This window comes from Streptomyces sp. NPDC101110 (assembly GCF_044759525.1).
Taxonomy (GTDB): domain Bacteria; phylum Actinomycetota; class Actinomycetes; order Streptomycetales; family Streptomycetaceae; genus Streptomyces.
The window spans coordinates 58,983-81,880 of the sequence record NZ_JBIVZM010000005.1; the positions used below are offsets into that span (position 1 = coordinate 58,983).

Genomic DNA, 22,898 nt, shown 5'->3' on the forward strand with positions numbered 1-22,898 from the left:
GACCCGCATCCGTAGCGAGCTGTTCTGTTGTGGTTGCCGTGCGGCCGTGCCGGCCGGGCGGGACTCCCGGCTCCCCTCCGGATGGGAGTCCTGTGGCAGGTGGCCAACCGCCTTGAGGGTGTGACCATGTTCCTCAGGTTGGCTACCAACTTCACCGTACTTATCTCCGCCTGGAAGCGGCTCATAACCACCTTCCGCTGAACTGCCCAAAGATGGCGGGAAGTTGTACCGTGCCGATGTGGACCCGGAATCGGACCCGGAAGACGGTTCCGTCCCAGGACGGAAGAGGTCGGGGCGGCCACGGAGAACCCATCACGAGGTGGCCGAGGAGCTGCGTGCCCGCATCAGATCGGGGGCGCTGCGCCCGGGTGCGCGCATGCCCACCCAGGCCCAGCTGGCACACGAGTTCCAGGTCGAGCGCGGTGCCGTGCGGCAGGCGCTGCGCATCCTGCAGTCCGAGCGGTTGCTCACCAACGTGTCCAAGGGCAGCCCGGCGACCGTCGCGTACGATCCCGCCGGCGCGCTGACCGGCCCACAGGCGCTGCCGCGGCCCACGACGGTGGCCCTCGCTCCGCGGATAGCCAAGGCGTTCGCGGCGGAGCACGTCGAGATCGACGCCGTGTGCCTGACGTCCGTCTCCCTCACGCTCGCCATCGGCGAACCGCTGCGTCAGATCCACGCCGGGCGGCTGAAACCGGCCAAGGTCGACGTCCGGGTGCTGCTGCCGAGCCGGGACATCGACCTGGCCTTCCCGGTGCCCGTCGAGGGGCGCGGCGACGACTGGGTGCACGAACGGTGGCTGGCGATGCGCAACGCCCAGGGGCAGGTCCTCCAGCACAATCTGCTGGCCCTGCGCGCCACGCACGGCATCGACGTGCACGTCACGTTCCGGGCGCTGCCCTTCACCCCGCCGGTGAAGCTGTACCTGCTCAACGGCACGGAGGCGCTGTTCGCGTACTACACGCTGACGCGCCGGGAGGCCGATACCGACCGCGAGCAGCCGGCGCTGTACGACGCCCAGGGCACCCGGTCCATGCTGTTCGCCTTCCGGCAGGGCGCCGGGCTGCGTGACACGACGTTTGTGGAGCAGTCGCACCTGTGGTTCAACGCGCTGTGGGAGACGATCAGTTCGGAGCTGGTACTCACGGGCTGACGTCTCCCACGGGTCGTTCCGGGGTGGTGCGGTGACTCATCGGGCGGGCCCCGTCATCAGCAGTGCGAGCACGACCGCTCCCGCGGAGCTGACGGCCGGGCTCTTGGCCTTGACGCCCACGGTGAGAAGGATCAGGCCGACGATGCCGGCCGGACCGTACTTCCACTGGACGAGCTGCTCGAAGGCGACGACGAAGGCGGCGGAGAGGAGAGCGAGGGCGGGCATCGGTGTTCCCCCTTCGGAAGTCCGGAAGCAAAACTTCCGCCAACTCCGAGAAGTTGGCAACCAACTCTGATTAAGTTGTCCCCACTTGGCCCCTAGTCATAAACAACTTTCAAACAACTCCCGCCAGATAAATCAGAGTTGTAGCGTTTGGTCGTGACCCAGGAGAGTGTGGCGGAGAACGTGGCAGTCAACGGCAGCAAAAGGTCATCGCCCCAGGAGATCGCCGACAGCCTGCGGGAACGCATCCGAGCCGGTGAGCTCAAGCCGGGGGACCGCCTGCCCACCCAGGCGGAACTCGCGGAGCAGTTCGGTGTCGAACGCGGCACGGTCCGCCAGGCCCTCCGGGTCCTCCAGGAGGACGGTCTCCTCACCAACGTCAGCAAGGGCAGCCCCCCGCGCGTCGCTGCCCCGGCCCCCGCCCGGGGCGAGCCCCAGCCGACCATGGTGGGTCTGGCCCCGCGCCTGGTGGAGGCGTTCTCGGCACGGGCCGTACGTGCCGACGTCGTCTGCCACACCGCCGAGACGCTCATGGTCGCCCTCGGCGAGCCGCTGCGCCTGATCCACGAGGGCCGCATCCGCCCCGAGTCGATCGACGTCCGCATCCTGGTCCCGTCCCGCGACATCGAACTCGCCTTCCCCGTCCCGGTCGAGTCCCACGGCGAGGACGACTCCGTCCACCAGCGCTGGCTGGCCATGCGCAACGCCCAGGGCCAGGTCCTCCAGCACAACCTGCTCGCGCTGCGCTCCACCCACGGCATGGACGTCCGGGTCCGCTTCCGGGCGCTGCCGTTCACCCCGCCGGTGAAGCTGTACCTCCTCAACGCCGAAGAGGCCCTGATGGGCTACTACATGCTGACCAGACGCGAGGAGGAGTGGGGCAGCCGGACGCTGGACATGTACGACGTCCTGGGCTCGAAGTCCCTGCTCTTCTCCTTCGCCCGGCGGGCCGGCCGGCGGGACGCGGCGTTCGTGGAGGAATCCCAGAAGTGGTTCGACGCCCTCTGGGAAACCATCACGACCGACCTGACACTCTCCTAGTGACTCCTGATACGGCGCAGACTGGTGCGGTGACAATCGAGACCGAGAACGATCCGTACGAACTCCGCGATCTGACCGGACGCGCGCGCGTCGTGCTCTGGGACTTCGACGGGCCCATCTGCCGCCTGTTCGCCGGGCATTCGGCGGAGCGGGTGGCGAGCGACCTGGTCTGCTGGCTGGAGAGCCGGGGCCTGCACGGCCTGCTCACCGAGACCGAGCGGGAGTCCCTCGACCCGCACGTGGTGCTGCGCGCCGTGGACCGCCGTCACCCCGGCAGCGACCTCGTCGCCGAGCTGGAGGAGCGTCTCACCCAGGAGGAGCTGCGAGCCGCGTCCTCGGCCTGGCCGACCGCGTACGCCGACCCGCTGATCCGCACCTGGGCCGCCGTGGGCTCGCGCCTGGCCATCACCACGAACAACTCGCCCCGGGTGGTCCGCAAATACCTCGCGGGGCGCGGCCTCGCCGACTGCTTCGCCCCGCACATCTACGGCCGGACCCGGGAACTGCACCACCTGAAGCCGCATCCGCACTGTCTGAACCGGGCGCTGAACGCGATGGGGGTGGCGCCGGGCGATGCCCTGATGATCGGTGACACGCCGTCCGACCGCGAGGCGGCCGAGGGGGCCGGGGTGCCCTTCCTGGGGTACGCGCGCAACGGAAGAAAGGCCAAGCTCCTGAAGGCCGCCGGCGCCGACGTGGTCCTGGACTCCCTGGAGCCGCTGCTACGGCTGCTGCGCCTGCGTCGGCCCTGAGGGGCTTCTGACGGATCTCCGCGGTGGAAGGAGCCTCTAGTACCGGGCCAGTAACAGGCCCAGCAGGACGGCGGCGACGAGCAGGCAGGTCGGGTTCCGGGTGCGCAGGCCGGCTCCGAGGAGGAAAAGGCAGAGCATGCCGGAGGGCCCGTAGCGGGTCTCGATCATGCTCTCGAACGTCAAACCGAAGAGTGCGGACAGCAGTTGTGCGAGTTTCATGGCGCCCCCAGAACCACCCCGGAACCACTTCCCGATGAGCGATCAACTTGCAGTCAAATTGGACTGGTTGCCGCACAGTGGTTCTGCCCTGGGCTGCTGATCCCTTAACCAGCGGCCAAGTTGACTGCCCCAGTTGACCGAAGGCGGTTTGGCCACGTGGGGGAAGAGGTACGGTCGCGGTGTGAGTGAGGGGCACACCGGCGAGGGCGGCGGCAGATCATTCGAGCGCGTCGCGGGCGAGCTGCGGGCGCGGATGGCAAGCGGCCGCTACCCGCTGCACTCGCGCCTGCCGTCACAGCGCGAGCTGGCCGACGAGTTCGGCGTCTCCCGGGACACCGTGCAGCGGGTCCTCGCGGAGCTGAAGAGTGAGCGCTGGATCGAATCCCGTCAGGGGAGCGGCTCCCGGGTGATCAAGTCGCAGCGGATCCATTCGCCGACGAGCAGTCAACGGCTCGGGCCGCTCATCAGCGCGGCGTTCGAGCAGAAGGAAGTCACGCTGGACGTCTACACGTTGACGTCCGAGTCGCTGGACGTCCACATCCGGCTGCAGGCCGAGCGGATCCGCTCTGGCGAGATCGCGCCCGAGCGCATCGTCCTACGCATCCTCCTGCCGTCGGAGTCGCTGGAGCTGCCCTATCCGCGAGCCCTCGACGCCGCCGACGCCCCCCGCCTGAGGGACCGTTTCCGGACCATCACCAGGCGGAGCACCGAGTCCCTGATCCACGTGCTGAGGGACCTGAAGGCGGCGGCACTGGTTCCGTCCGTGGAGCTCCACATCCGGCACGCGCCCCTGACGCCGACCTTCAAGCTGTACGTGATCAACGGGGTCGAGGTGCTGCACGGCCTGTACCAGATCGTCGAGCGGGATCTGGTGCTGGACAGCGGGGAGCAGCTGCGGGCCCTCGACGTCCTGGGCCTCGGTGCCACGCTGACGCACCACGTGCAGGACGGCGATCCGGACTCGGCCGGCACCGTCTTCGTGGACACCATGCGCAAGTGGTACGGCTCCGTCTGGGACCTGTTGTCCGAGGGACCCGAGTAGCGGAAAAGGCCCTATGGAGACAGGAGGGGGCCGGGGGGCGGCTGGGTGTAGCATTCCCGCACCGTGCAGCGATTGAGTCAAACGCTCGCCCTCGTTCGTATGGGAAGGGGCCGACCGGCTGCCATCGAACAAGCTCGCGCACGCTCATGCGGACGAGTGGCAAACCACCCGTGATGGCGCACTCCGCCGTGCGCCGCACCGACCGCGAACCTACCGTTTGCCTGACCGTCCCCCCTTCTCGTACTTCCGGAGCGGCCCGTGGGCGCACCCTCTCCTTCCCGTCCTCTTCTCGGGGAGCGCGCCTCGCACGACGCCACCTGCCGGGCCTTCGTGCAACGGGCCGCCGAGCTGGGTGTGGCGACCAGCGGCCACCACAACCGGAACTACGTCCTTCCGCTCACGGAGGGCATGGCCCGCCTGGTCGGGCGTGAGGCCGGTACGTCGGTGACGGTTCGGATCCGGCGTCCGGACGCGCTGCCCGTCGTCATCCGGACGTGGGAGGACGAGGCGGAGATCCTCCGCGCGGTCCGGGGGGTCCTGCCGCACGCGCCGGAATGTCTGGTCAAGGGCGAGGACTTCGCCGTCCACAGCTTTGTGGAGGGCGTTCCGCTCTCCAGCGTCTGCGCCAACGGCAAGCCCGTCGACACCCTGCTCATCCGGGCCCTGGCCGGTCTGCTCGCCCAGATGGCACACGTACGGCGGGGTGCGCTGCCCGCTTTGCCGTCCGGCTGGCCCCGCAACGACACGGACAGCCAGGGCTTCCTCCAGACGCTGGTCCACCTGGCCGACCGGCAGATCAGGCAGCCCAACTGGACTGCTTTCGGTGGGCTGTTCGCGGCGCTCGGCATCCCGGAGGACGCGCTCGCCGGGCTGGCCGGGCGGGTGCCCGCGATGGCCCGGCGGCCGTACAGCCTGCTCCACGCCGACCTGCACCGCGACAACGTGATCGTGTCGTACGCGAGCGACCCGCCCCTGATCTGCGTCGACTGGGAGCTCGCCACCTACGGCGACCCGCTGCACGACCTCGCGACGCACCTCGTGCGGATGCGGTACCCGGCGCACCAGTGGGCCGAAGTGGTCGACGCCTGGGGCGAGGCCATGCAGCAGGTCCGTCCGGCCGCGGTCAGCGGTCTGACCCGGGATCTGCGGCACTATCTGGCGTTCGAGCGGGCGCAGTCCGTCTTCCCGGACGTGATGAGGGCCGCCCGGTCGCTGGAGGAATCGTTCACGCAGACGAGCCTGGACGAGGCGACGGCCGAGGTGCGCCGGGCCCTGGAGGCGGCGGCGGAACCGCTGCGGCTCGTCGGTGTGCCGCGGGAGGGCGAGATCCGCCGGGCCCTGTTCCGGTGGCTGGTGTCGCGGATGAACGGGGACATCAGCGGCCGGGCGTGGATCGCGGAGGCGTTCGAATGGCGCCCCGACCGTCGGGTGCCCGAGCGCTCCGACTTTCCGTCCGCGGCGGTGCGGGAGGCCCTGCTGGCAGAGGGGGCCGCGCCCGCGGGCCGGGTGTTCAAGGGCACCGCGCACCTGAACACCGTCGTGGCGGTGCCGGGTTTCGGTTCGCCCGTGGTCGTACGGCGGAAGCTGCCCGACGTGTGCCGCCGGGAGCGCGGCTTCCTCAGCGAGCACGCCGTGCTGCGCGCGATCGAGGAGTCGTCGGTCGGGGTGGCCGCGCCGCGGGTGCTCGCCCTGGGCGAGACCTACCAGAGCGACACCATCGCCCTGCACACCTATGTCGGGTCGCGGGACGTCGACCGGCCCCCCAGCCACCCCGTCCACGGTCTGCTGCCGCACGAGGCGGACGGCCTGGTGGACCAGCTGTGCGCCCTGACGCAGGTCAGGTACGAGCAGGTCGACCCGACCGCCGGGGAGGGCGCGTTCCACCGCTGGCTGCGCGACCAGCTGGTCGCCCTGGTGCGGGACCTGCCGAAGGCCTCGCAGCAGCTGGCGCGGCACCTCGGGCTGCCCGACCCGGAGCGGCTTCAGCTGATCCTCTCCCGGCACGAGGTGAGCGACCGGGAGCCCGCGCTGCTGCACGGCGACCTGAACCCCTGGAACCTCGTACGCCGCGACGACCGGCTGGCGCTGACCATCATCGACTGGGAGATGGCCGTCGTCGGCGACCCCCTCTACGACCTCGTCCGGCACATGCACCTCACCCCGACCCGGCCGGAGATCAGGGAGCGCATGTTCCGCCGCTGGGAGCGCCTGCTGCCCGCCGCGTACACCCGCGACTGGCGCAAGGACTGGCGGGTGTACCGCCGGCTGGAGATCGTGCGCTCCGCCTACGTCGACCTGGACCGCATCGTGACGGGCGCGAGCCTGGACGCCCCCAACGTCCGGCGGGCGGTGGACTCCTACGCGGTGACGCTGGCCGTCGCCACGGGCTCGCTCGGCCTGCCGGTGCGCTCCACGGCGAACCCGTACCTCGCCCGCGCCCTGGCCTGACCCCGCCGCTGCGTAGGCTCGCCGGTATGACCAAGCCGGGCCTGCGTGAGCGCAAGAAGCAGCGGATGTACGAGACCGTGTCGGACATCGCCGTGCGGCTCTTCCTGGAGAAGGGGTTCGACGCGGTGTCCGTCGCGGAGATCGCGGCGGCGGCCGACATCTCGAAGCCGACGCTCTTCCGGTACTTCCCGGCCAAGGAGGATCTGGTGCTGTACCGGATCGCCGACCACGAGGGGGAGGCGGCCCGGGTGGTGGCGGAGTCCGGGATCGCGCCCGTGGAGGCGCTGCGGCGGCACTTCGTGGACGGGCTGGAGCGGGGGGACCCGGTGACCGGGCTCAACGACCATCCCGAGGTGCTGGCCTTCCACGCCCTGCTCTACGGGACGCCCTCCCTGGTCGCCCGGGCGCACGCGCATCAGGAGCGGTCGGAGGCCGCGCTCGCCGAGGTGCTCGGAGGGGACCTGGACGCGCGGCTGGCCGCCGGGCAGATCATGGCCGTGCTGCGGGTGCTGGCGCTGGAGAACTGGCGGCGGATCGCCGCGGGGGAGCGGGTGGCCGACGTGCGGCCGGACGCGGTGGCGGCCGCGGAGCGGACCTTCGGCCGGCTCGCCGCCGTGCTGCCCTCCGGTCCCTGGCCCGGCCCAGCGAGTGAGACTCGGTAATTTATTTAACTCAGTTAGATTTTCGCGTACGCTCGGTGGAATGACCTCGACCGAGCCCTCCCTCCAGCACGCCCTCGACAAGGAACGCGCCCACCACGAGCGCTGCCGGGCCGCTCTCGCCGCGATGGTGGAGGGCGCCGGTGAACAGGTCGTCACCGGCGAGGACGTGTCCGCGTCCGGGGCCGACGCCGAAGTCCTCGGTTACCGGCTGCGCAGTCGGGCGAAGGCGCTGCGGGAACTGCCCGAGGGGCCGCTGTTCTTCGGTGCCCTGGAGAGCGGGGACGGGCCGTTGCACATCGGGCGGCTGCGGATCTCCGAGCACCCGGCCGAACCGCCCCTCGTCGTCGACTGGCGTGCGCCCGTCTCACGCGCCTTCTACCAGGCGTCGACCCGTGACCCGCAGGGCGTGGCGGTGCGCAGGCGCTTCGGGTGGGCGCCCGGCAGCCGGGGCGACTCCGGGGACCTCACCGGCCTGGAGGACGAGCACCTGGAGCAGGGGGAGACCCGCGACAGCGACATCGTCGCCCGGGAGATCGAACGGCCCCGGGTCGGGCCCATGCGGGACATCGCCGCGACGATCCAGCCCGAGCAGGACGACCTCGTACGGGGGGACCTGGCGGTGTCGGTGTGCGTGCAGGGCGCGCCGGGCACCGGCAAGACCGCTGTGGGGCTGCACCGGGCGGCGTATCTGCTCTACACCCACCCTCAGCGCATCCGGCGCGGTGGTCTGCTGATCCTCGGACCCAACCGCACCTTCCTGTCGTACATCGCCGAGGTGCTGCCGGCCCTCGGCGAGACCGGCGTGCGGCAGTCGACCCTGGGCGAGGAGATCGCCCGCTGCCCGGTCCGGGGCGCCGACGACGACCCGGCCGCGGTCGTGAAGCACGACGCCCGGATGGCCGAGGTGCTCCGGCGGGCGCTGTACGCGCGGGTGCGTGCCGACGGCGGCGGCGCGTCGCTCACCGTGCCGGACGGGTCGTACCGGTGGCGGGTCCCGGCGGGGGAACTGGCGCAGATCGTGGCACGGGTGCGGGAGGAGGAACCGCCGTACGGGGTCGGGCGGGAGCGGGTGCGGGCGCGGATCGTGCGGTGTCTGCGCGAGCAGGCCGAGCGGCGGGCCGGGCCGCCCCCGAACGCCTGGGTGCGGCGGATCGAGCGGGCACGGCCGGTGTCGACGTACGTCGATGCCGTGTGGCCGCGGGTGCGGCCCGAGGAGGTCGTGGCCGGACTGCTCGGCGACGCGGAGGCGCTGGCGACGGCCGCCGAGGGACTCCTCGACGCCGGTGAGCAGCGGGCGCTGCTGTGGCGGCGGCCGCCCGGGTCCTGGAAGTCGGCGCGCTGGTCGGCCGCCGACCTCGTGCTGCTCGACGAGGTGGCGGGGCTGATCGAGCACCCGGAGGGGTACGGGCACGTCGTCGTCGACGAGGCGCAGGACCTGTCCCCGATGGAGTGCCGGGCGATCGCCCGCCGGGCCCGCTTCGGTTCGCTGACCGTGCTGGGTGACCTGGCGCAGGGGACGACACCGTGGGCGGCCCGGTCGTGGCGCACGGTTCTCGCACACCTGGGGAAACCCGACGCGGCCGTGGTCGCCCTGACCACGGGGTTCCGGGTGCCGCAGGCCGTCGTCGGGCTCGCCAACCGGCTGCTGGAGCGCCTCGACGTGGACGTGCCGGCGGCCCGTTCGCTGCGCGGGGACGGGGAGTTGAGGATGCGGGAGACGACCGTCGACGGCGTCACCGGGGCGGTCGTGGCGGCCGTACGAGACGCGCTGGGGCGGGAGGGTTCGGTCGGGATCGTCGCGGCCGACGCGGACGTTCCCCGCCTGCGGGCGGCACTGCACGCGGCCGGTATCGAGGCGGCGGGCCCGGACGAACTCGGCGCGCGTGTCGCCCTGGTGCCGGCGAGCGTGGTCAAGGGCCTGGAGTACGACCAGGTCGTCGCCGTCGAGCCGGCCGCGATCGCCGAGGCGGAGGCACGGGGGCTGCACCGGCTGTACGTCGTGCTGACCCGGGCGGTCTCCCGGCTCGAGGTGGTGCGGGGGAGGCCAATGCCCTTCTAGGGAAAGGTGGGGGCATCCCCGTCCCGGGCAGCAAGTCGGCAGCCCCGCCGCTGAAGGAGCGGGTGCGCTGCGGCGGGGTCACCGTCGACGCGGGCGACACGGTCGACGCCGATCGGGAAGGCGTGGTCGTGGGCCCCCGGCCCGCCGCGCGGAGGCCCTGGCCGCGGCCGGGCCCAGCCGGCCGAGGAGGCCGGCGAGACCCAGGACGCCCGGGAGTCGGCCCCTCGCACGCGCATCGACGGGATCCTGGCGCACCAGGGCTTCGAGGGCTGACCGCCGGCCCCGGCCGGCCGGTCGCTACGCCGCCGCGAAGGGCCCTCCGCCGGTGAAGGCCCGTGCATGGAAGCGGTCGCCGATGTGGCGGTGGGTGGCCGCGTCCGGGTGGACGTGGTCGGGGAGGGGGAGGGCGGCGGCGTCCTGCGCGCCGTAGAGGTCGAGGCCGTCGAGGTAGTGCAGGTTCGGGTCGTCGGCGGCGCGCTGCCCGACGATGCGGGACAGCTCCTCGCGGATGACGGTGAGGGTGAGTTTGCCCAGGGGCTTCTCCGCCGGGTCGCCCATGGCGGAGAAGACCAGGCGGCCCTTGCCGATCTCGTCGCGGTCCGGGGCTGTGGGACCGGGCGTGTCCTCGTGGATGGCGCAGTGGATGGGGGAGACGAGCAGCAGCGGGGTGTCCGGGTGCCCCTCCCGGATCGTGTCGAGGAAGCCGTGCACGGCGGGGCCGAAGGTGCGCATCCGCATCGCGTCCTGGTTGACGATGTTGATGCCCATCTTCACGCTGATCAGGTCGGCCGGGGTGTCCCGCATGGCGCGTGCGGTGAACGGGTCGAGCATCGCGCTTCCGCCGAAGCCGAGGTTGACCAGCTCCACACCGCCCCGCAGTGCGGCGATCGCGGGCCAGATGGCCGTGGGGCTCGCGGCGTCCGAGCCGTGGCTGATCGAGCTGCCGTGGTGCAGCCACACCCGGCGTCCCCGGTCCGGGGCCGGCGCCACGGGGGCGTCCGTGCGCAGCGCGACCAGCTCGGTGGTCTCGTTGTGCGGCAGCCAGATCTCGACGTCCTTCTCCTCGGCCGGCAGGCCCTTGAAACGGACGGTACCGACCGGGCCGGGCGTGAGCTCGCTCTCCCAGGTGACGAGGTCGACGGTGAGGACGTTGCCGCCGGTCCCGGTGGCCTGGCCGGCCGGGCGGCCGTCGACGAGCAGGTCGTACAGGCCGTCCGGGCGCGACGGGAAGCCGGTGTAGTCGCGCTTGGTGCGCAGCGTGTCCAGCTCGACGACGGTCGCGGCGGTACGGAACGCCAGCCGTACGCCGGAGGGCTGGGCCTCGGCCATCGCCAGCTGCGGGTTGGTGTTCTGCGCGCGGGCCCGTGCGGGCAGGCGGTGGGGGAGCAGGCCGTGCTCGGTGCGTTCCACGTCGAGGGCGCCGCGCAGCAGGTCCGTCGTGAGGGGCGTGGTGATCCAGTCGTGCTCGGTGTGCATGGGTGTCAGCCTCGGGGATCGGTGGGGGCCACGGGCCAGTTCCGCAGCAGCGTGTCGAGGGCGTCGAGGATCCGGGCCCAGGTCTCCTCGGTGTCCGGCGCGCTGTGGCTGAAACCACCGCCGAGTTCCAGGCTGACGTAGCCGTGGAAGACGCTGCCGAGCAGCCGGACCGCGTGGGTCTGGTCCGGCTCGGTCAGGTCGTAGCCGCGCAGCAGGGCCCTGGTCATCCGCGCGTGCCGGACACCGGCGCTCGCGGCCGCGGTCTGCGGGTCGAGTCGCAGCTGGGCGGCGGCGTAGCGGCCGGGGTGTTCCCGGGCGTAGTCGCGGTACACGTTGGCGAGGGCGGACAGGGCGTCCTTGCCGGCCCGTCCGGCCAGGGCTTCCGCGGCCCGGTCGGCGAGTTCGGCGAGGGCGAGCAGGGCGATCCTCGTCTTCAGGTCCTGGGAGTTCCGCACGTGCGAGTACAGGCTCGCGACCTTGACGTCGAACCGGCGGGCCAGTGCCGAGACGGTCACCTGCTCGAAGCCGACCTCGTCGGCGAGTTCGGCGCCGGCCTCGGTCAGGCGCTCCGGCGTCAGTCCCACGCGTGGTGCCATATTGATGCTCCCCTCTACCTGAAGAGAGTGTGCATCTGCCTAAAGGTATTAGGCAAATGGCCTTGAGGTAGATGTGCTCGACCTTCTGCCCCGTCGGGTCTTGCCCCAGGGCTTGAGGACGGAGATCGCCGTCATGAACACATAGGCGGACAGCGACACGACCGGCCCGAACAGCACGTCACCGGCGTCCGGCAGCGGCCCGCCCGCGGCCACGGCCGTGACCGCCGCGTGCACCGCGGGGCGCAGGGCGAACACCGTGGCGGTGGTCGTGGCGAGGGTCAGCCAGAACTTCGTGTACACCCACCGGTACCGGGCCAGACCCCACACCGTGCCCAGCGACAGCACCAGGCCGCTGAGGAGCGTGAGCAGGGCGACGGGCGGCAGGAGCCAGTCGGCGAAGAGCCGCATGGCCCGGACGGACGCCGCCACGGTCACCGCGGACTCGGTGGTGGCCGCGGTGGTCCCGAGCGCGAGCAGCCCGAGCGAGAGCCCCAGCCAGCAGGCGGAGGCGGTGACGTGCACGACCAGAGCGGCCCGGCGGGCGGAGCGGCCCAGCCTCCGGGGCGGGCTCGGCCGCGGCTTCTGCCTCGTATCCGTGTCCATGCCCGGCACCCTGCCGGGCCGGCTCCGCGCGGTCGTCCTCCGGCGGGAGCAGACCGGTGTACCGACGCCGGAGTACGGCCCGGTGTCACAGCGGTCGTCTGGCTTCGCGGCATGACCGAACCTTCGCACCTCTCCGCGATCCGCGAGTCCTACGACACCGTCGCCGCCGCCTACGTCCGACTCGTCCCGGCGCCAGCCGAGTTGGACCCGGTGTCCCGTGCGATGCTGGCCGCCTTCGCCGAACTCGCCTCCCCCCTCGGGCCGGTCGCCGACCTGGGCTGCGGCCCCGGCAAGGTGACGGCACATCTGGCCGCGCTGGGCGTACCGGTCCACGGCGTGGACGTGTCGCCGAGGATGGTCGAACTGGCCCGGGCGGCGTACCCGGAACTCCGCTTCACCGTCGGCTCGATGACCGCGCTGGAGATCGGCAGCGGCGAACTCGGCGGCATCCTGGCGTACTACTCCACCCACCACACCCCTCCACAGTGGCTGCCGACCGTCTTCGCCGAGTTCCACCGCACGCTCGCACCCGGGGGCCGGCTGATGCTGGCGGGCCACGTGGGCGACGGCGAGCACCTGCACCCCACACGGGCCTACGGCGACCATCCGGTGTCCTACGAGTCCCACCTGCTGCCACCGGACCACATCGCCGAACTCCTCGACCGGGCCGGGCTGGTGGTCACGACGCGGGTGGTGCAGGAACCGGAGGGCAGGTCGAAACGCCGGGCGGGGACGTTTCTCGCGTACAAGCCGGGATGACGTACCGGGGCCGCGGATCAGGCCGACGGCTCGTGCACCCACACGCGCAGCGGTCCGACAGCCCCGAAACCGTGCCGGAGAGCGGCCGCCAGGTCATCGCCCTGCTCGTAGCCCACGACGGGCAGACCGGGGAAACGCAGGCCGACGGCGTGCAGGACCAGGGGCCAGATCGCGTGGGGCGGTCCGAAGAGGTTGGACACACCGACCACATGGTCACTGCGACGGGCCACCGCGCCACCGGCCACCCGCCCGTCGGCGGACCGCCCGGCGAGCACGGACGTCTGCGGATCGTCCAGCAGCCCCGGCCCGAAAAGATCCGCGTTCCCGCCCCCGTCGTCCCAGGCCAGCGCCCAGTCGCGCAGCGCGACCCGGTCGCTCACGACCTCCCACGCGAACTCCGGGGGCGGGGCGGGCACACCTGGCTCCCGATGGATCCACTCCGCCTCGAACAACACCCGGAACCCCGCCCCCGTCAGGTCGAGGTCGGCGAAACTGTCCTTCACCGAGGCGCCGGGGGAGGCCGTGTCGATCCGTCCCACGAGTGCGCCCGGGTCGGCGCCCGGCCGCAGCGTCACCGCGTCGGGGTAGTACACGGGCGTACGCCGCGCAGCGGCCCAGGCGTCCTCCCCGAACGAGCTCTCCACCCCGTGCACCCGGCACATCACGGCACACCAGGCGGCGTTGTCACGGGCGGCGGCCCGCACCAGGGCCTGCTGCGAAGTCGTCATGACACGGATCAAATCGACGGCCGTCCCGTCCGTCCACCGATTTGCCGGTCGCCCGAGTGAGGCGGTCGACCCGAAGAAGGGCACAAGCCCCGGCCGACGGGCGGCGGCTCGGTCAGGTGGCTCCTCGTACGGTCGGCCCCATGGCTGACGAGTGCTCCGGGCATCCACGGCGATCCCGGGTGCCGGCGCTTTCGGGAGCCGGGTCCAGGTGGTCGTCGCGCGACGTCCTTGGGGCGCCCCCGCAGGCTGAGGTGTGGAGAGCAGGCCGCAGGCGGTCGGGCGTGGTGTGGCGCACTATTGCAAGCGGGTGCTTGCAATAGTTAGCGGGGTGTTGCACTGTGGAGGCATGGCCTCGCTCAACGTCGGCAATCTCGGTGACTACCTGCGCGAGCAGCGGCGCACTGCGCAGCTGTCGTTGCGGCAGCTCGCCGACGCCGCCGGGGTGTCCAATCCGTATCTGAGCCAGATCGAGCGCGGGCTGCGCAAGCCGAGCGCGGAGGTGCTGCAGCAGGTCGCCAAGGCGCTGCGGATCTCCGCCGAGACGCTGTACGTCCGGGCCGGCATCCTCGACGCCGAGCGCGACCGGGACGAGGTGGAGACGCGTGCCGTCATCCTCGCGGACCCGACGCTGAACGAACGGCAGAAGCAGGTGCTGCTGCAGATCTACGAGTCCTTCCGCAAGGAGAACGGGTTCGGGGACGGGGACGGTGACGCGAACGACTCGGACGGTGCGGGTGTCGTCGGTGTCGTGACGGCCGACGGTGCGGTGAGCGTCGACGGGGACGCTCCCGGCACCGGGATACCCCCGGCCGGCCCGGCCGACGGCGACAGACCCGCCCGGCGCCGCAGCCGCACGAGCGCGGGACAGAGCGACAGCACGAACGACGGCGGTACGACCGCCACCCGCCGCACCCGCAAGGGCAGCGGGCGCAGTGACACCGATCCGCAGCAGACGGCCGGCTGAGCCGGACCAGGGCATGGGCCGCCCGCCGCGGATCACACAACCCTCAGCCGAACCCTCGAGCGAAACAGAATCCGGGAGGACCATCACCATGGCCATCACCGACGACCTGCGCAAGACCTTCAGCGACCCGACGCCGCTCTACTTCGCCGCAGGCACCGCCGACCTCGCCCTTCAGCAGGCCAAGAAGGTGCCGGCCCTGGTGGAGCAGCTGCGCTCCGAGGCCCCCGCGCGGTTCGACGCCGCCCGCAACACCGACACCAAGGCCGTCCAGGAGAAGGCCTCCGCCCGGGCCAAGGAGGCCTCCGCCCGCGTCAAGGAGACGCAGGAGACCCTGCAGACCAAGGTCACGGAGTTCATCGGCTCCATCGACGTCGACATCAAGAAGCTCGGCAGCACGATCGACGCGGACCTGAAGAAGATCGGCGAGAGCGCCCAGGACTTCGCGCTGCGCGGCGTCGGCGTGGCCGCCGAGTACGCCGTCAAGGCCCGCGAGACCTACGAGAAGGTCGCCGAGCACGGCGAGCAGGCCGTGCGGACCTGGCGCGGCGAGGCCGCCGACAGCATCGAGGACGTCGCCGAGGGCGTCGAGGAGCTGGCCGTGGCCGTCGAGCCGAAGCCGAAGCCGCAGCCGGTCGCGGTCACCGAGGAGCCGGCGAAGCCCGCCGCCGCCCAGGCGAAGAAGGCCCCGGCCGCCAGGAAGGCCCCGGCGCGCAAGCCCACCACCGCCAAGAAGACCACCCCGCCCGCCAAGTAGTACGGCGGAGCGGCCACACGGGCCGGGCACCCCGGGGGTGCCCGGCCCGTTGTACGGGTACGGTGACCGCGTAGGACGAGCCGAGTCAGGTGGTGGACGTTGTGCTGATGCAGGGCTTCGCAGGGTTTATGTGGCTTCTGAGCATGGCCCTGATCGTTTTCAGCGGTTTCGCGCTGCTCGACGCCGCCGTGCGCCGGGAGGACGCCTACCGCGCGGCCGACAAGAAGACCAAGCCCTTCTGGCTGATCATCCTCGGGATCGCCTTCGTGGTGAACCTGCTCTTCCCGATCCTGTCGTTCCTGCCGATCATCGGTCTCATCGCGACGATCGTGTACATGGTCGACGTACGCCCCGCGATCCGGGCGCTCCCGGGCGGCGGCCGCAGCCGGCGCGGCTCCAGCAGCGACGGCCCCTACGGCCCCTGGAACGGCGGCCGGTAAGGGCCCCTCGGCACTCCCTTGAAGCCCCTTGCAGCGGGTGAGGCCCTGCCACGGCCAAGGCCCCTGCCACAGGTATGGCCCCCGCCCCGGATAAGGCCCCGCAACAGGTAAGGGCCCTCGGCAGAGCGGAGCCGAGGGCCGGAGCAGCAGCGGCCGGGGCTACGGCACCCGGTCCAGCAGCAGCACCGCCACGTCGTCCGTCAGCTCGCCACCGTTGAGGTCGCGCACCTCGTTCACCGCCGCCCGCAGCAACTGCTCGCCCCGCAGGCCCTCGGCGAACTGGCGACGGATCATCTCCGTCATGCCGTCCTGCCCGAGCCGCTCCCGGCCCTGGCCGATGTGGCCCTCGATCAGGCCGTCGGTGTAGAGCATCAGGCTCCACTCGGCGCCCAGCTCCACCTGCATCCGCGGCCAGCGGGCGCCGGGCAGCAGTCCGAGGGCCGGGCCGTTGTTGTCGTAGGGCAGCAGACGCGCCGGCTTGCCCGGGCGGGCCAGCAGTGGCGAGGGGTGACCCGCCAGGCACAGCCCGGCCCGGCGGCCGTCCGGCGCGATGTCCACCGTGCACAGCGTCGCGAAGATCTCGTCGTCGGCCCGCTCGTGCTCCAGCACCTGCTGGAGCGTGCCCAGCAGCTGGTCGCCGCACAGACCCGCCAGGGTCAGCGCCCGCCACGCGATCCGCAGCTCCACACCGAGCGCGGCCTCGTCCGGGCCGTGCCCGCAGACGTCGCCGATCATGGCGTGCACCGTGCCGTCCGGCGTGCGCACCACGTCGTAGAAGTCGCCGCCGAGCAGTGCGCGCGAGCGGCCCGGGCGGTACCGGGCGGCGAACCGCAGCGACGAGCCCTCCAGCAGCGGCGTCGGCAGCAGACCGCGCTCCAGGCGGCGGTTCTCCTGCGCGCGCAGCCGGCCCTCGGCGAGCCGGCGCTCCGCCGACTCGGACCGCTTGCGCTCCACCGCGTAGCGGATCGCGCGGCTCAGCAGCCTGCCGTCCAGTTCGTCGCGGAAGAGGTAGTCCTGGGCGCCCACCCGCACCGCCTCGGCGCCGCGCTCGGCGTCACCGGACGCGGTCAGCGCCAGGACGGCGTGCCGGGGCGCGAGCTCCAGTACGTGCTTGAGCACGGCGAGCTCGTCCGCCGGGTCGCTGTGGCCCGGCGCGGGCAGCGCCAGGTCCAGCAGGATGCAGTGGACGTCGTCGGTCAGCAGCCGGCCGGCCTCCGTCAGGTTGCGGGCCGTGCGGACGCGGATCGGCTTGCCTGCCTGGTCGAGCATGTCCGGCACGATCGGCGAACCGGCCGGGTCGTCCTCGATCAGCAGCAGCGTCAGGTTGGTGTGGGCGGTGTTGTTCTCCACCTTGTCCGTGGTGTTCCCGGCGGCGTCCGGCGTGCGGGTCGCGGGCGAGACGTCCTTCGCGGACTCCTCGGCCGAGCCGCCGCGCGGGGACGCGGCCTGCGCCTGACCACTCTCCGCGGCCGGGATCGCTCTCTGCCGCGGTATGGGTACGGGCATCGTCTTGGGTTCCTTCCCTCCCCCCGAGGGCACGGTGGGGCGAGGGACCTCGACCCACCGAGCGGGACCATAGCGGGTGTCGGCGCCGCATTGGAATGGTGTGAGCCACGCCGCTGTGCCACCGGCCAGTGTCATATGCCGCGATATGCACCTCAGTTGGACAGCTCGGAGATGCTGCGGGGATGACGAACGTCACGTCAGCGCACGGACCGCTCGTGAGGGGGCGTGCGGTGGGTCACGTGGGCCAGGTCACCGCGGGCGTCCGCTATCCGGTGTACCCGGTCCGGCCGATGCCGTGCTCGGTCACGCCCGGGCCGTCGTCCGGCCGATGCCTGCTCGGTGGCATCGGGGCCGGTGTCCGTCCGGTCCGTTTCCACCGCTCAGTGGCGTGGGAGCCGGTGCCGCCGTCCGGTCCGCTTTCGCGCTCAGTGGCAACCGAGTCGGTGCCGCCGTCCGGCAGACGTCCGTGCTCAGTTGGCGTCGGTGCCCGTGTCCGGCCGAACCACCCCGAGGATGGGCATCGTGCCTGCCCCCGCGATCGTCACGGTCCGCCCGGGGCGCGGCGCGTGCACGATCGCTCCGTCACCGATGTACATGGCGACATGGCTGGCGTCGCCGAAGTAGATGATGAGGTCGCCGGGGCGCATGTCCTGGATGTCGATGTGCCGCAGCCGCTTCCACTGCTCCTGCGAGGTGCGGGGTATGCCACGCCCGGCGGATATCCAGGCCTGTGACGTCAGCCCCGAGCAGTCGTAGGTCCGCGGCCCCTCGGCGCCCCACTGGTAGGGCTTGCCGATCTGGGCCGTGGCGTACTTCACGGCCTTCTTGCCCTGCGCGGAGGCCTTGCCGTCGATCTCTTCGAGGATGCCGGAATCGAGCCAGGCGGTCTGCGCCTTGTCCGCCGCCTCCTTCTCCAGCTCGGCGAGGCGCTCCTGCTCCTCCTTCTGCAACTCGGATTCGAGCTTCTCCGCCTGCTCGATCTGCTTCTCGATCTTCTTCTGTGCGGCGGCCTTGGCCTTGCGGCCCGCCTCCAGCTTCTTCAGCTGGGCGGAGGCGTCCTTGGCGTACTGCTCCAAGGCCTCCTGGGTGCGGGTCAGTTCGCCGAGGAGGCCCTTGGTCGCGTGGTGGCCCTCGCGGACCCGGCCCGCGCCGTCGAGGAAGTCCTGCGGGTCGTCGCTCAGCACCAGGTGGGCCTCGGGCGGCAGTCCGCCCCCGCGGTACTGCGCGGCGGCCGCCGCGCCCGCGCGGTCCTTGAGTTTCCTGAGCTTCTCCTGGCCCTTGACGATCTTCTTGGCCAGTGAGACGACCTCGGCGGACTGCTTGTCCGCCTTCTCGTCGGCGGCGTTGTACTCGTCGGTGGCGCGGCCGGCGGCGCGGTAGAGCTTGTCGAGCTTCTTGCGGACGGCCTCGAGGTCCTTGGCGGGGGCGAGCGCCGCGCCCGCGCTCGGGGTGGGGGAGGGGGTGGGGTTCGCGAACGCCGTGCCCGGTGCCGCCAGCACCGTGACCGCGCAGACCACGGCCACCGCCGTCGCGATCAGGCCACGCTTGCCCGTTCCCATACCTCGGCCCCCAAACTGATTAACCGTCAGTAACTTGCGGCTCGCCTGGGGATGCTGCCATGCCGGCCCGGAAAGCGACAGGGGTAGTACTTCCCGCAGCTCCCACGCCGGCATGCCCCCGGTGGGACGATCTCCCGGTCCGTGTGACGAACGACTCAAAGAGATCGTTCCAACGGCCCCTGACCGGACGGGAGGAATCAGGCGCAGGGGGCCAAAGCCGCCCAGCGCACCGTCACTTCGCCCTGTCGCCACCGCGCGGGCCCGTCCACCACCGGCCAGTCGGCCGCCAGGTCCCGTACCGCGCGGATCCAGCGTTGCCGGGCGCCGTAGGAGGCGTAAGGGGCGGCGGCCGCCCAGGCGCGGTCGAAGTCGCGCAGGAAGGAGTGCACCGGCTCACCCGGGACGTTGCGGTGGATGAGTGCCTTCGGCAGGCGTTCCGCCAGGTCGGAGGGGCGCTCCAGGGAGCCGAGCCGGGTGGCGAGGGTGACCGTGCGAGGTCCCTCCGGGCCGAGCGCGACCCACACGTGCCGGCGTCCGATCTCGTCGCAGGTCCCCTCGACCAGCAGCCCGCCGCGCGATCCCGTCGCCGGGTCGGCCGGTGCGAGCCGTGCGCACAGGCGCTGCCACACGGCCGCGACCTCGCCCTCCTCGTACTGCCGCAGCACGTTGGCGGCGCGGACGAGTAGGGGCCGCTGCGGAACGGGGATCTCGAAGCCGCCGTGCCGGAAGGTGAGCCCCGGCCGCTCGTAGGGCAGCGCCGCAGCGACCCGGGCCGGTTCGATCTCGACGCCCACCACGCGCGTGCGGGGAGCGACCGTGCGCAGGCGCTCCAGCAGCTCTACGGCCGTCCAGGGGGCCGCGCCGTAGCCGAGGTCGACCGCCACCGGGTCGGCGGCGCGGCGCAGCTCGGCGCCGTGCGTGGCCGCGATCCAGCGGTCCATGCGGCGCAGCCGGTTGGGGTTGGTCGTCCCGCGCGTCACCGTGCCCAGGGGCCGGGTCGCTGCACGGGGTGTCATGCCTACGAGGTTAAGCGGCTTCCGGCACTGGTCGGGGCCGAGGTGCCGCATCACCTCGTCGAACGGTTGAGCGATACGCGGTAATGATTCGGTAAAACTCCCGAATCAGGAAATGGAGCACCCCCCTCCGGTGTTGCACCCCGTCGGAGGGCACCGTGCGCCCTGCGAAGGCATGCCCGGAGCGAGGAGGAACGCCACGTGAGCCAGTACATCGGCAGGCTCGGCAGGCGCTCCGCGTCGTCGCCGACGCGCCTGCGGCTGCACCGCAGGCCCCGTCGCGTCGCCATGCTCTCCGTGCACACCTCGCCGCTCCACCAGCCCGGCACCGGCGACGCGGGCGGTATGAACGTCTACATCGTGGAGCTGGCCCAGCGCCTCGCCGCGCACGGCGTGGAGGTCGAGATCTTCACGCGCGCGACCGCCGCCGCGCTCCCGCCGACCGTCGAGCTGGCACCCGGCGTCCTCGTCCGGCACGTCGACGCCGGCCCCTACGAGGGCCTCAACAAGGAGGACCTCCCCGCCCAGCTGTGTGCCTTCACCCATGGCGTGATGCAGGCCTGGGCGCATCACCGCCCTGGCCACTACGACCTGGTCCACTCCCACTACTGGCTCTCCGGCCACGTCGGCTGGCTCGCCGCCCAGCGCTGGGGCGTCCCCCTGGTGCACGCCATGCACACCATGGCCAAGGTCAAGAACGCCAACCTGGCCGACGGCGACACCCCCGAACCGGCCGCCCGCGTCATCGGCGAGACCCAGATCGTCGCCGCCGCCGACCGCCTCATCGCCAACACCACCGAAGAGGCCGACGAGCTGGTGCGGCACTACACGGCCGAGCCCGACAAGGTCGCCGTCGTCCACCCCGGCGTGAACCTCGGCCGCTTCTCGCCCGCCGACGGCCGCGCCGCCGCCCGGGCCCGCCTCGGCCTGCCGGGGGACGCGCTGATCCCGCTCTTCGCCGGCCGCATCCAGCCCCTGAAGGCCCCGGACGTACTGCTGCGCGCCGTCGCCGTCCTCCTCGACCAGCGTCCCGAACTGCGCTCGCGCATCCTCGTGCCCGTCGTCGGCGGCCCCTCCGGCAGCGGCCTCGCCAAGCCCGAGGGCCTGCAGAAGCTGGCCGCGCGCCTGGGCATCGCGGACGTCGTACGGTTCTGCCCGCCGGTCGGCCAGGAACAGCTGGCGGACTGGTTCCGTGCCGCCTCCGTGCTGGTCATGCCCTCCTACAGTGAGTCCTTCGGCCTGGTCGCCATAGAGGCACAGGCGGCCGGCACCCCAGTGCTCGCGGCCTCGGTGGGCGGCCTGCCGGTCGCCGTGCGCGACGGGCACACCGGCTTCCTCGTCCGCGGCCACGATCCGGCCGACTACGCGCGCGTGCTGCGCGACTTCGCCGACGACCCGCGGCTCACGCACCGGCTGGGCGAACAGGCCGCCCGCCACGCCCAGTCCTTCGGCTGGGACACGGCGGCCGCCGCCACCGTGGACGTCTACACGGCCGCGATGCAGGCCCACCGGCGTCGCGTACGCTCGCTGCATGGGTGAAACCGATCAGGAACAGCGTGCGGCACAGGTCATCGAGGGAGTGCTCAAGGACGCCGACCTGGAGTGGGAGAGCCCCGAGCGCGGTACCTACGTCGCCCAGCTCCCGGGCACCCGCAAGCTGAAGACGACGATCTCCCTGATCGTCGGCCGCCACTCCCTGTCGCTGAACGCCTTCGTCATCCGCCACCCCGACGAGAACGAACCGGGCGTCCACCGCTGGCTCCTGGAGCGCAACCTCAAGCTCTACGGCGTGAGTTACGCCGTCGACCAGCACGGCGACGTCTACGTCACCGGCCGCCTCTCCCTGGCCGCCGTCACCGCCGACGAGCTGGACCGTCTGCTCGGCCAGGTCCTGGAGGCCTCCGACGGCGCCTTCAACACCCTGCTGGAGCTGGGCTTCGCGTCGGCGATCCGCAAGGAGTACGAATGGCGGGTCTCCCGGGGGGAGTCGACCCGGAACCTGGACGCGTTCACCCACCTCACCCAGCACCCGGAGCGCTGACGGGCCCGGTACGACTTGGCAGCCGCACCGGAGCGCGACGACAGGACCTAGACGGCCCGGTACCGCCCCGGCGGTACGCCCACCAGCCTGCGGAAGTGCCGGGTGAGGTGTGACTGGTCGTAGAAACCGGCCGCCACCGCCACCTCGCCCGGTGGGCGCCCCTCCAGGAGCAGCCGCCGGGCGCGCGCCACGCGCAGGGACGTCAGGTACTGGTGCGGGGCGATGCCGTAGGCCGCGCTGAACGCCCGGACGAGATGGGCGGGATGGGCGCCGAGCAGCCCGGCGGCCTCGCGCAGGACGACGCCCTCGACGATCCGCTCGTCCAGCATCTCGCGCAGCCGCCGCGCGAGCACGGGATCGGCCGGCCGAGCGGCGGCGGGATCGCCCCGCAGGTGCCCGCGCAACCGCTCCCCGACGAACAACAGCCTGCTCTCGGCCTCCAGTTCCTCACCGGGCCGTCCCAGCGCGCCGTGCAACTGGCCCACCCGCCGGCGCAGCAGCGGATCGCGCAGATCGGGCCGGTCCACGGCCGCCCCGATGAACTCGTCCCCCAGGTACGTCCCGTCGAGGTACAGCACCCGCTTGCGGAAGCCCTCGGCGGTGACGGGGGAGCCGTTGTGCGGCACGTGCGGCGGCAGCAGCGTCACGGTGTCCTGCGGGGTGCCGTGCTCGTGCCGGTCGAGGTCGTACCGCACGGCCCCGGTGTCGACGATCAGCAGTGTCCAGGCGTCGTGGACGTGCATCGGATACGCGTACTCGGTGAACCGCGCGTGGAAGACCTCGACGACACCCTCGACGGCGGGCCGCCAGGCGGAGACGATCCGGGAGGACTCGGAGGCCATGCAAAGAACGTACAAGACC

At 72.1% G+C, this 22,898-nt stretch carries 23 protein-coding genes; 13 read left to right on the top strand and 10 right to left on the bottom strand.

Features of this window, described 5'->3' with window-relative positions:
- Positions 1–238: 238 nt before the first annotated feature.
- Entirely contained in the window at positions 239–1,153 is a 915-nt protein-coding gene (locus tag ACIQU3_RS12735) for a winged helix-turn-helix domain-containing protein (protein WP_403743731.1), read from the top strand.
- 36 nt (positions 1,154–1,189) lie between these two features.
- On the opposite strand, the gene ACIQU3_RS12740 is transcribed toward ACIQU3_RS12735, so the two are convergent.
- The gene (locus ACIQU3_RS12740; RefSeq protein ID WP_031143363.1) at positions 1,190–1,378 is read right to left on the bottom strand and encodes a hypothetical protein; all 189 of its coding nucleotides are present in this window, start codon (positions 1,376–1,378) and stop codon (positions 1,190–1,192) included.
- A 147-nt stretch (positions 1,379–1,525) separates the two neighbouring features.
- Here ACIQU3_RS12740 and ACIQU3_RS12745 point away from each other — a divergent pair, with 147 nt between their 5' ends.
- Both ACIQU3_RS12745 and ACIQU3_RS12750 read left to right on the top strand, forming a co-directional pair.
- Positions 1,526–2,416 carry a winged helix-turn-helix domain-containing protein gene (locus ACIQU3_RS12745; protein ID WP_403743727.1) on the top strand — a complete coding sequence of 297 codons (891 nt, stop codon included), beginning with the start codon at positions 1,526–1,528 and terminating at the stop codon, positions 2,414–2,416.
- 29 nt (positions 2,417–2,445) lie between these two features.
- Positions 2,446–3,168, top strand: coding sequence for an HAD family hydrolase (locus tag ACIQU3_RS12750; protein ID WP_403924792.1), 723 nt, complete (start codon positions 2,446–2,448; stop codon positions 3,166–3,168).
- A 36-nt stretch (positions 3,169–3,204) separates the two neighbouring features.
- Here ACIQU3_RS12750 and ACIQU3_RS12755 read toward each other — a convergent pair whose 3' ends face one another.
- Positions 3,205–3,387: a hypothetical protein gene (locus ACIQU3_RS12755; protein ID WP_403743723.1), complete on the bottom strand. Its 183-nt coding sequence runs from the start codon at positions 3,385–3,387 to the stop codon at positions 3,205–3,207.
- A 181-nt stretch (positions 3,388–3,568) separates the two neighbouring features.
- Between ACIQU3_RS12755 and ACIQU3_RS12760 the strand changes: the two genes are divergently transcribed.
- The 4 genes from ACIQU3_RS12760 to ACIQU3_RS12775 all read left to right on the top strand — a co-directional run bounded on the left by ACIQU3_RS12760 (position 3,569) and on the right by ACIQU3_RS12775 (position 9,598).
- The gene (locus tag ACIQU3_RS12760) at positions 3,569–4,429 is read left to right on the top strand and encodes a GntR family transcriptional regulator (protein WP_403743721.1); all 861 of its coding nucleotides are present in this window, start codon (positions 3,569–3,571) and stop codon (positions 4,427–4,429) included.
- A 258-nt stretch (positions 4,430–4,687) separates the two neighbouring features.
- Complete coding sequence (locus ACIQU3_RS12765; RefSeq protein WP_403743719.1) at positions 4,688–6,877, top strand: phosphotransferase family protein; 2,190 nt, start codon at positions 4,688–4,690, stop codon at positions 6,875–6,877.
- Positions 6,878–6,903: 26 nt separating this feature from the next.
- Positions 6,904–7,539 carry a TetR family transcriptional regulator gene (locus ACIQU3_RS12770; protein ID WP_403743717.1) on the top strand — a complete coding sequence of 212 codons (636 nt, stop codon included), beginning with the start codon at positions 6,904–6,906 and terminating at the stop codon, positions 7,537–7,539.
- 40 nt (positions 7,540–7,579) lie between these two features.
- Positions 7,580–9,598, top strand: a complete 2,019-nt coding sequence (locus tag ACIQU3_RS12775; protein WP_403924795.1) for a HelD family protein — start codon at positions 7,580–7,582, stop codon at positions 9,596–9,598.
- A gap of 297 nt (positions 9,599–9,895) precedes the next feature.
- On the opposite strand, the gene ACIQU3_RS12780 is transcribed toward ACIQU3_RS12775, so the two are convergent.
- From ACIQU3_RS12780 to ACIQU3_RS12790, 3 genes are read right to left on the bottom strand one after another with little or no spacing between them, the layout of a single operon-like run.
- Complete coding sequence (locus ACIQU3_RS12780; protein ID WP_403924797.1) at positions 9,896–11,074, bottom strand: GDSL-type esterase/lipase family protein; 1,179 nt, start codon at positions 11,072–11,074, stop codon at positions 9,896–9,898.
- Between the two features lie 5 nt (positions 11,075–11,079).
- Positions 11,080–11,670, bottom strand: coding sequence for a TetR/AcrR family transcriptional regulator (locus tag ACIQU3_RS12785; protein WP_403743711.1), 591 nt, complete (start codon positions 11,668–11,670; stop codon positions 11,080–11,082).
- A gap of 48 nt (positions 11,671–11,718) precedes the next feature.
- The gene (locus tag ACIQU3_RS12790; protein WP_403924799.1) at positions 11,719–12,273 is read right to left on the bottom strand and encodes a DUF2269 domain-containing protein; all 555 of its coding nucleotides are present in this window, start codon (positions 12,271–12,273) and stop codon (positions 11,719–11,721) included.
- A 111-nt stretch (positions 12,274–12,384) separates the two neighbouring features.
- On the opposite strand from ACIQU3_RS12790, the gene ACIQU3_RS12795 reads away from it, so the two are divergent.
- Positions 12,385–13,032 carry a class I SAM-dependent methyltransferase gene (locus tag ACIQU3_RS12795; protein ID WP_403743707.1) on the top strand — a complete coding sequence of 216 codons (648 nt, stop codon included), beginning with the start codon at positions 12,385–12,387 and terminating at the stop codon, positions 13,030–13,032.
- 17 nt (positions 13,033–13,049) lie between these two features.
- Here ACIQU3_RS12795 and ACIQU3_RS12800 read toward each other — a convergent pair whose 3' ends face one another.
- On the bottom strand, positions 13,050–13,760 hold the full coding sequence (locus ACIQU3_RS12800) for a hypothetical protein (RefSeq protein WP_403743705.1): 711 nt from the start codon (positions 13,758–13,760) through the stop codon (positions 13,050–13,052).
- A 346-nt stretch (positions 13,761–14,106) separates the two neighbouring features.
- Here ACIQU3_RS12800 and ACIQU3_RS12805 point away from each other — a divergent pair, with 346 nt between their 5' ends.
- From ACIQU3_RS12805 to ACIQU3_RS12815, 3 genes are all read left to right on the top strand, one after another.
- Entirely contained in the window at positions 14,107–14,724 is a 618-nt protein-coding gene (locus ACIQU3_RS12805) for a helix-turn-helix domain-containing protein (protein ID WP_403743703.1), read from the top strand.
- An 88-nt stretch (positions 14,725–14,812) separates the two neighbouring features.
- On the top strand, positions 14,813–15,478 hold the full coding sequence (locus tag ACIQU3_RS12810; RefSeq protein WP_403924802.1) for a hypothetical protein: 666 nt from the start codon (positions 14,813–14,815) through the stop codon (positions 15,476–15,478).
- Between the two features lie 107 nt (positions 15,479–15,585).
- Positions 15,586–15,918, top strand: coding sequence for a DUF2516 family protein (locus ACIQU3_RS12815; RefSeq protein ID WP_351636152.1), 333 nt, complete (start codon positions 15,586–15,588; stop codon positions 15,916–15,918).
- A gap of 159 nt (positions 15,919–16,077) precedes the next feature.
- On the opposite strand, the gene ACIQU3_RS12820 is transcribed toward ACIQU3_RS12815, so the two are convergent.
- From ACIQU3_RS12820 to ACIQU3_RS12830, 3 genes are all read right to left on the bottom strand, one after another.
- On the bottom strand, positions 16,078–17,424 hold the full coding sequence (locus ACIQU3_RS12820; RefSeq protein WP_403924804.1) for a PP2C family protein-serine/threonine phosphatase: 1,347 nt from the start codon (positions 17,422–17,424) through the stop codon (positions 16,078–16,080).
- 470 nt (positions 17,425–17,894) lie between these two features.
- Positions 17,895–18,983, bottom strand: coding sequence for an NlpC/P60 family protein (locus ACIQU3_RS12825; protein WP_403743695.1), 1,089 nt, complete (start codon positions 18,981–18,983; stop codon positions 17,895–17,897).
- A gap of 197 nt (positions 18,984–19,180) precedes the next feature.
- A complete protein-coding gene (locus ACIQU3_RS12830) occupies positions 19,181–19,999 on the bottom strand; it encodes a class I SAM-dependent methyltransferase (protein WP_403743692.1) in 819 nt (272 codons plus the stop codon).
- Between the two features lie 198 nt (positions 20,000–20,197).
- Here ACIQU3_RS12830 and mshA point away from each other — a divergent pair, with 198 nt between their 5' ends.
- Both mshA and ACIQU3_RS12840 read left to right on the top strand, forming a co-directional pair.
- Positions 20,198–21,535, top strand: a complete 1,338-nt coding sequence (gene mshA, locus ACIQU3_RS12835) for a D-inositol-3-phosphate glycosyltransferase (RefSeq protein ID WP_403743689.1) — start codon at positions 20,198–20,200, stop codon at positions 21,533–21,535.
- Positions 21,528–22,037 (top strand): YbjN domain-containing protein, encoded by a 510-nt coding sequence (locus ACIQU3_RS12840; RefSeq protein ID WP_403924807.1) that lies wholly within the window; start codon positions 21,528–21,530, stop codon positions 22,035–22,037. Before mshA ends, ACIQU3_RS12840 begins: the two co-directional genes overlap by 8 nt.
- A gap of 47 nt (positions 22,038–22,084) precedes the next feature.
- Here the strand turns inward: ACIQU3_RS12840 and ACIQU3_RS12845 are convergent, their stop codons facing one another.
- Entirely contained in the window at positions 22,085–22,879 is a 795-nt protein-coding gene (locus ACIQU3_RS12845; RefSeq protein WP_403739818.1) for an AraC family transcriptional regulator, read from the bottom strand.
- Positions 22,880–22,898 lie beyond the last annotated feature (19 nt).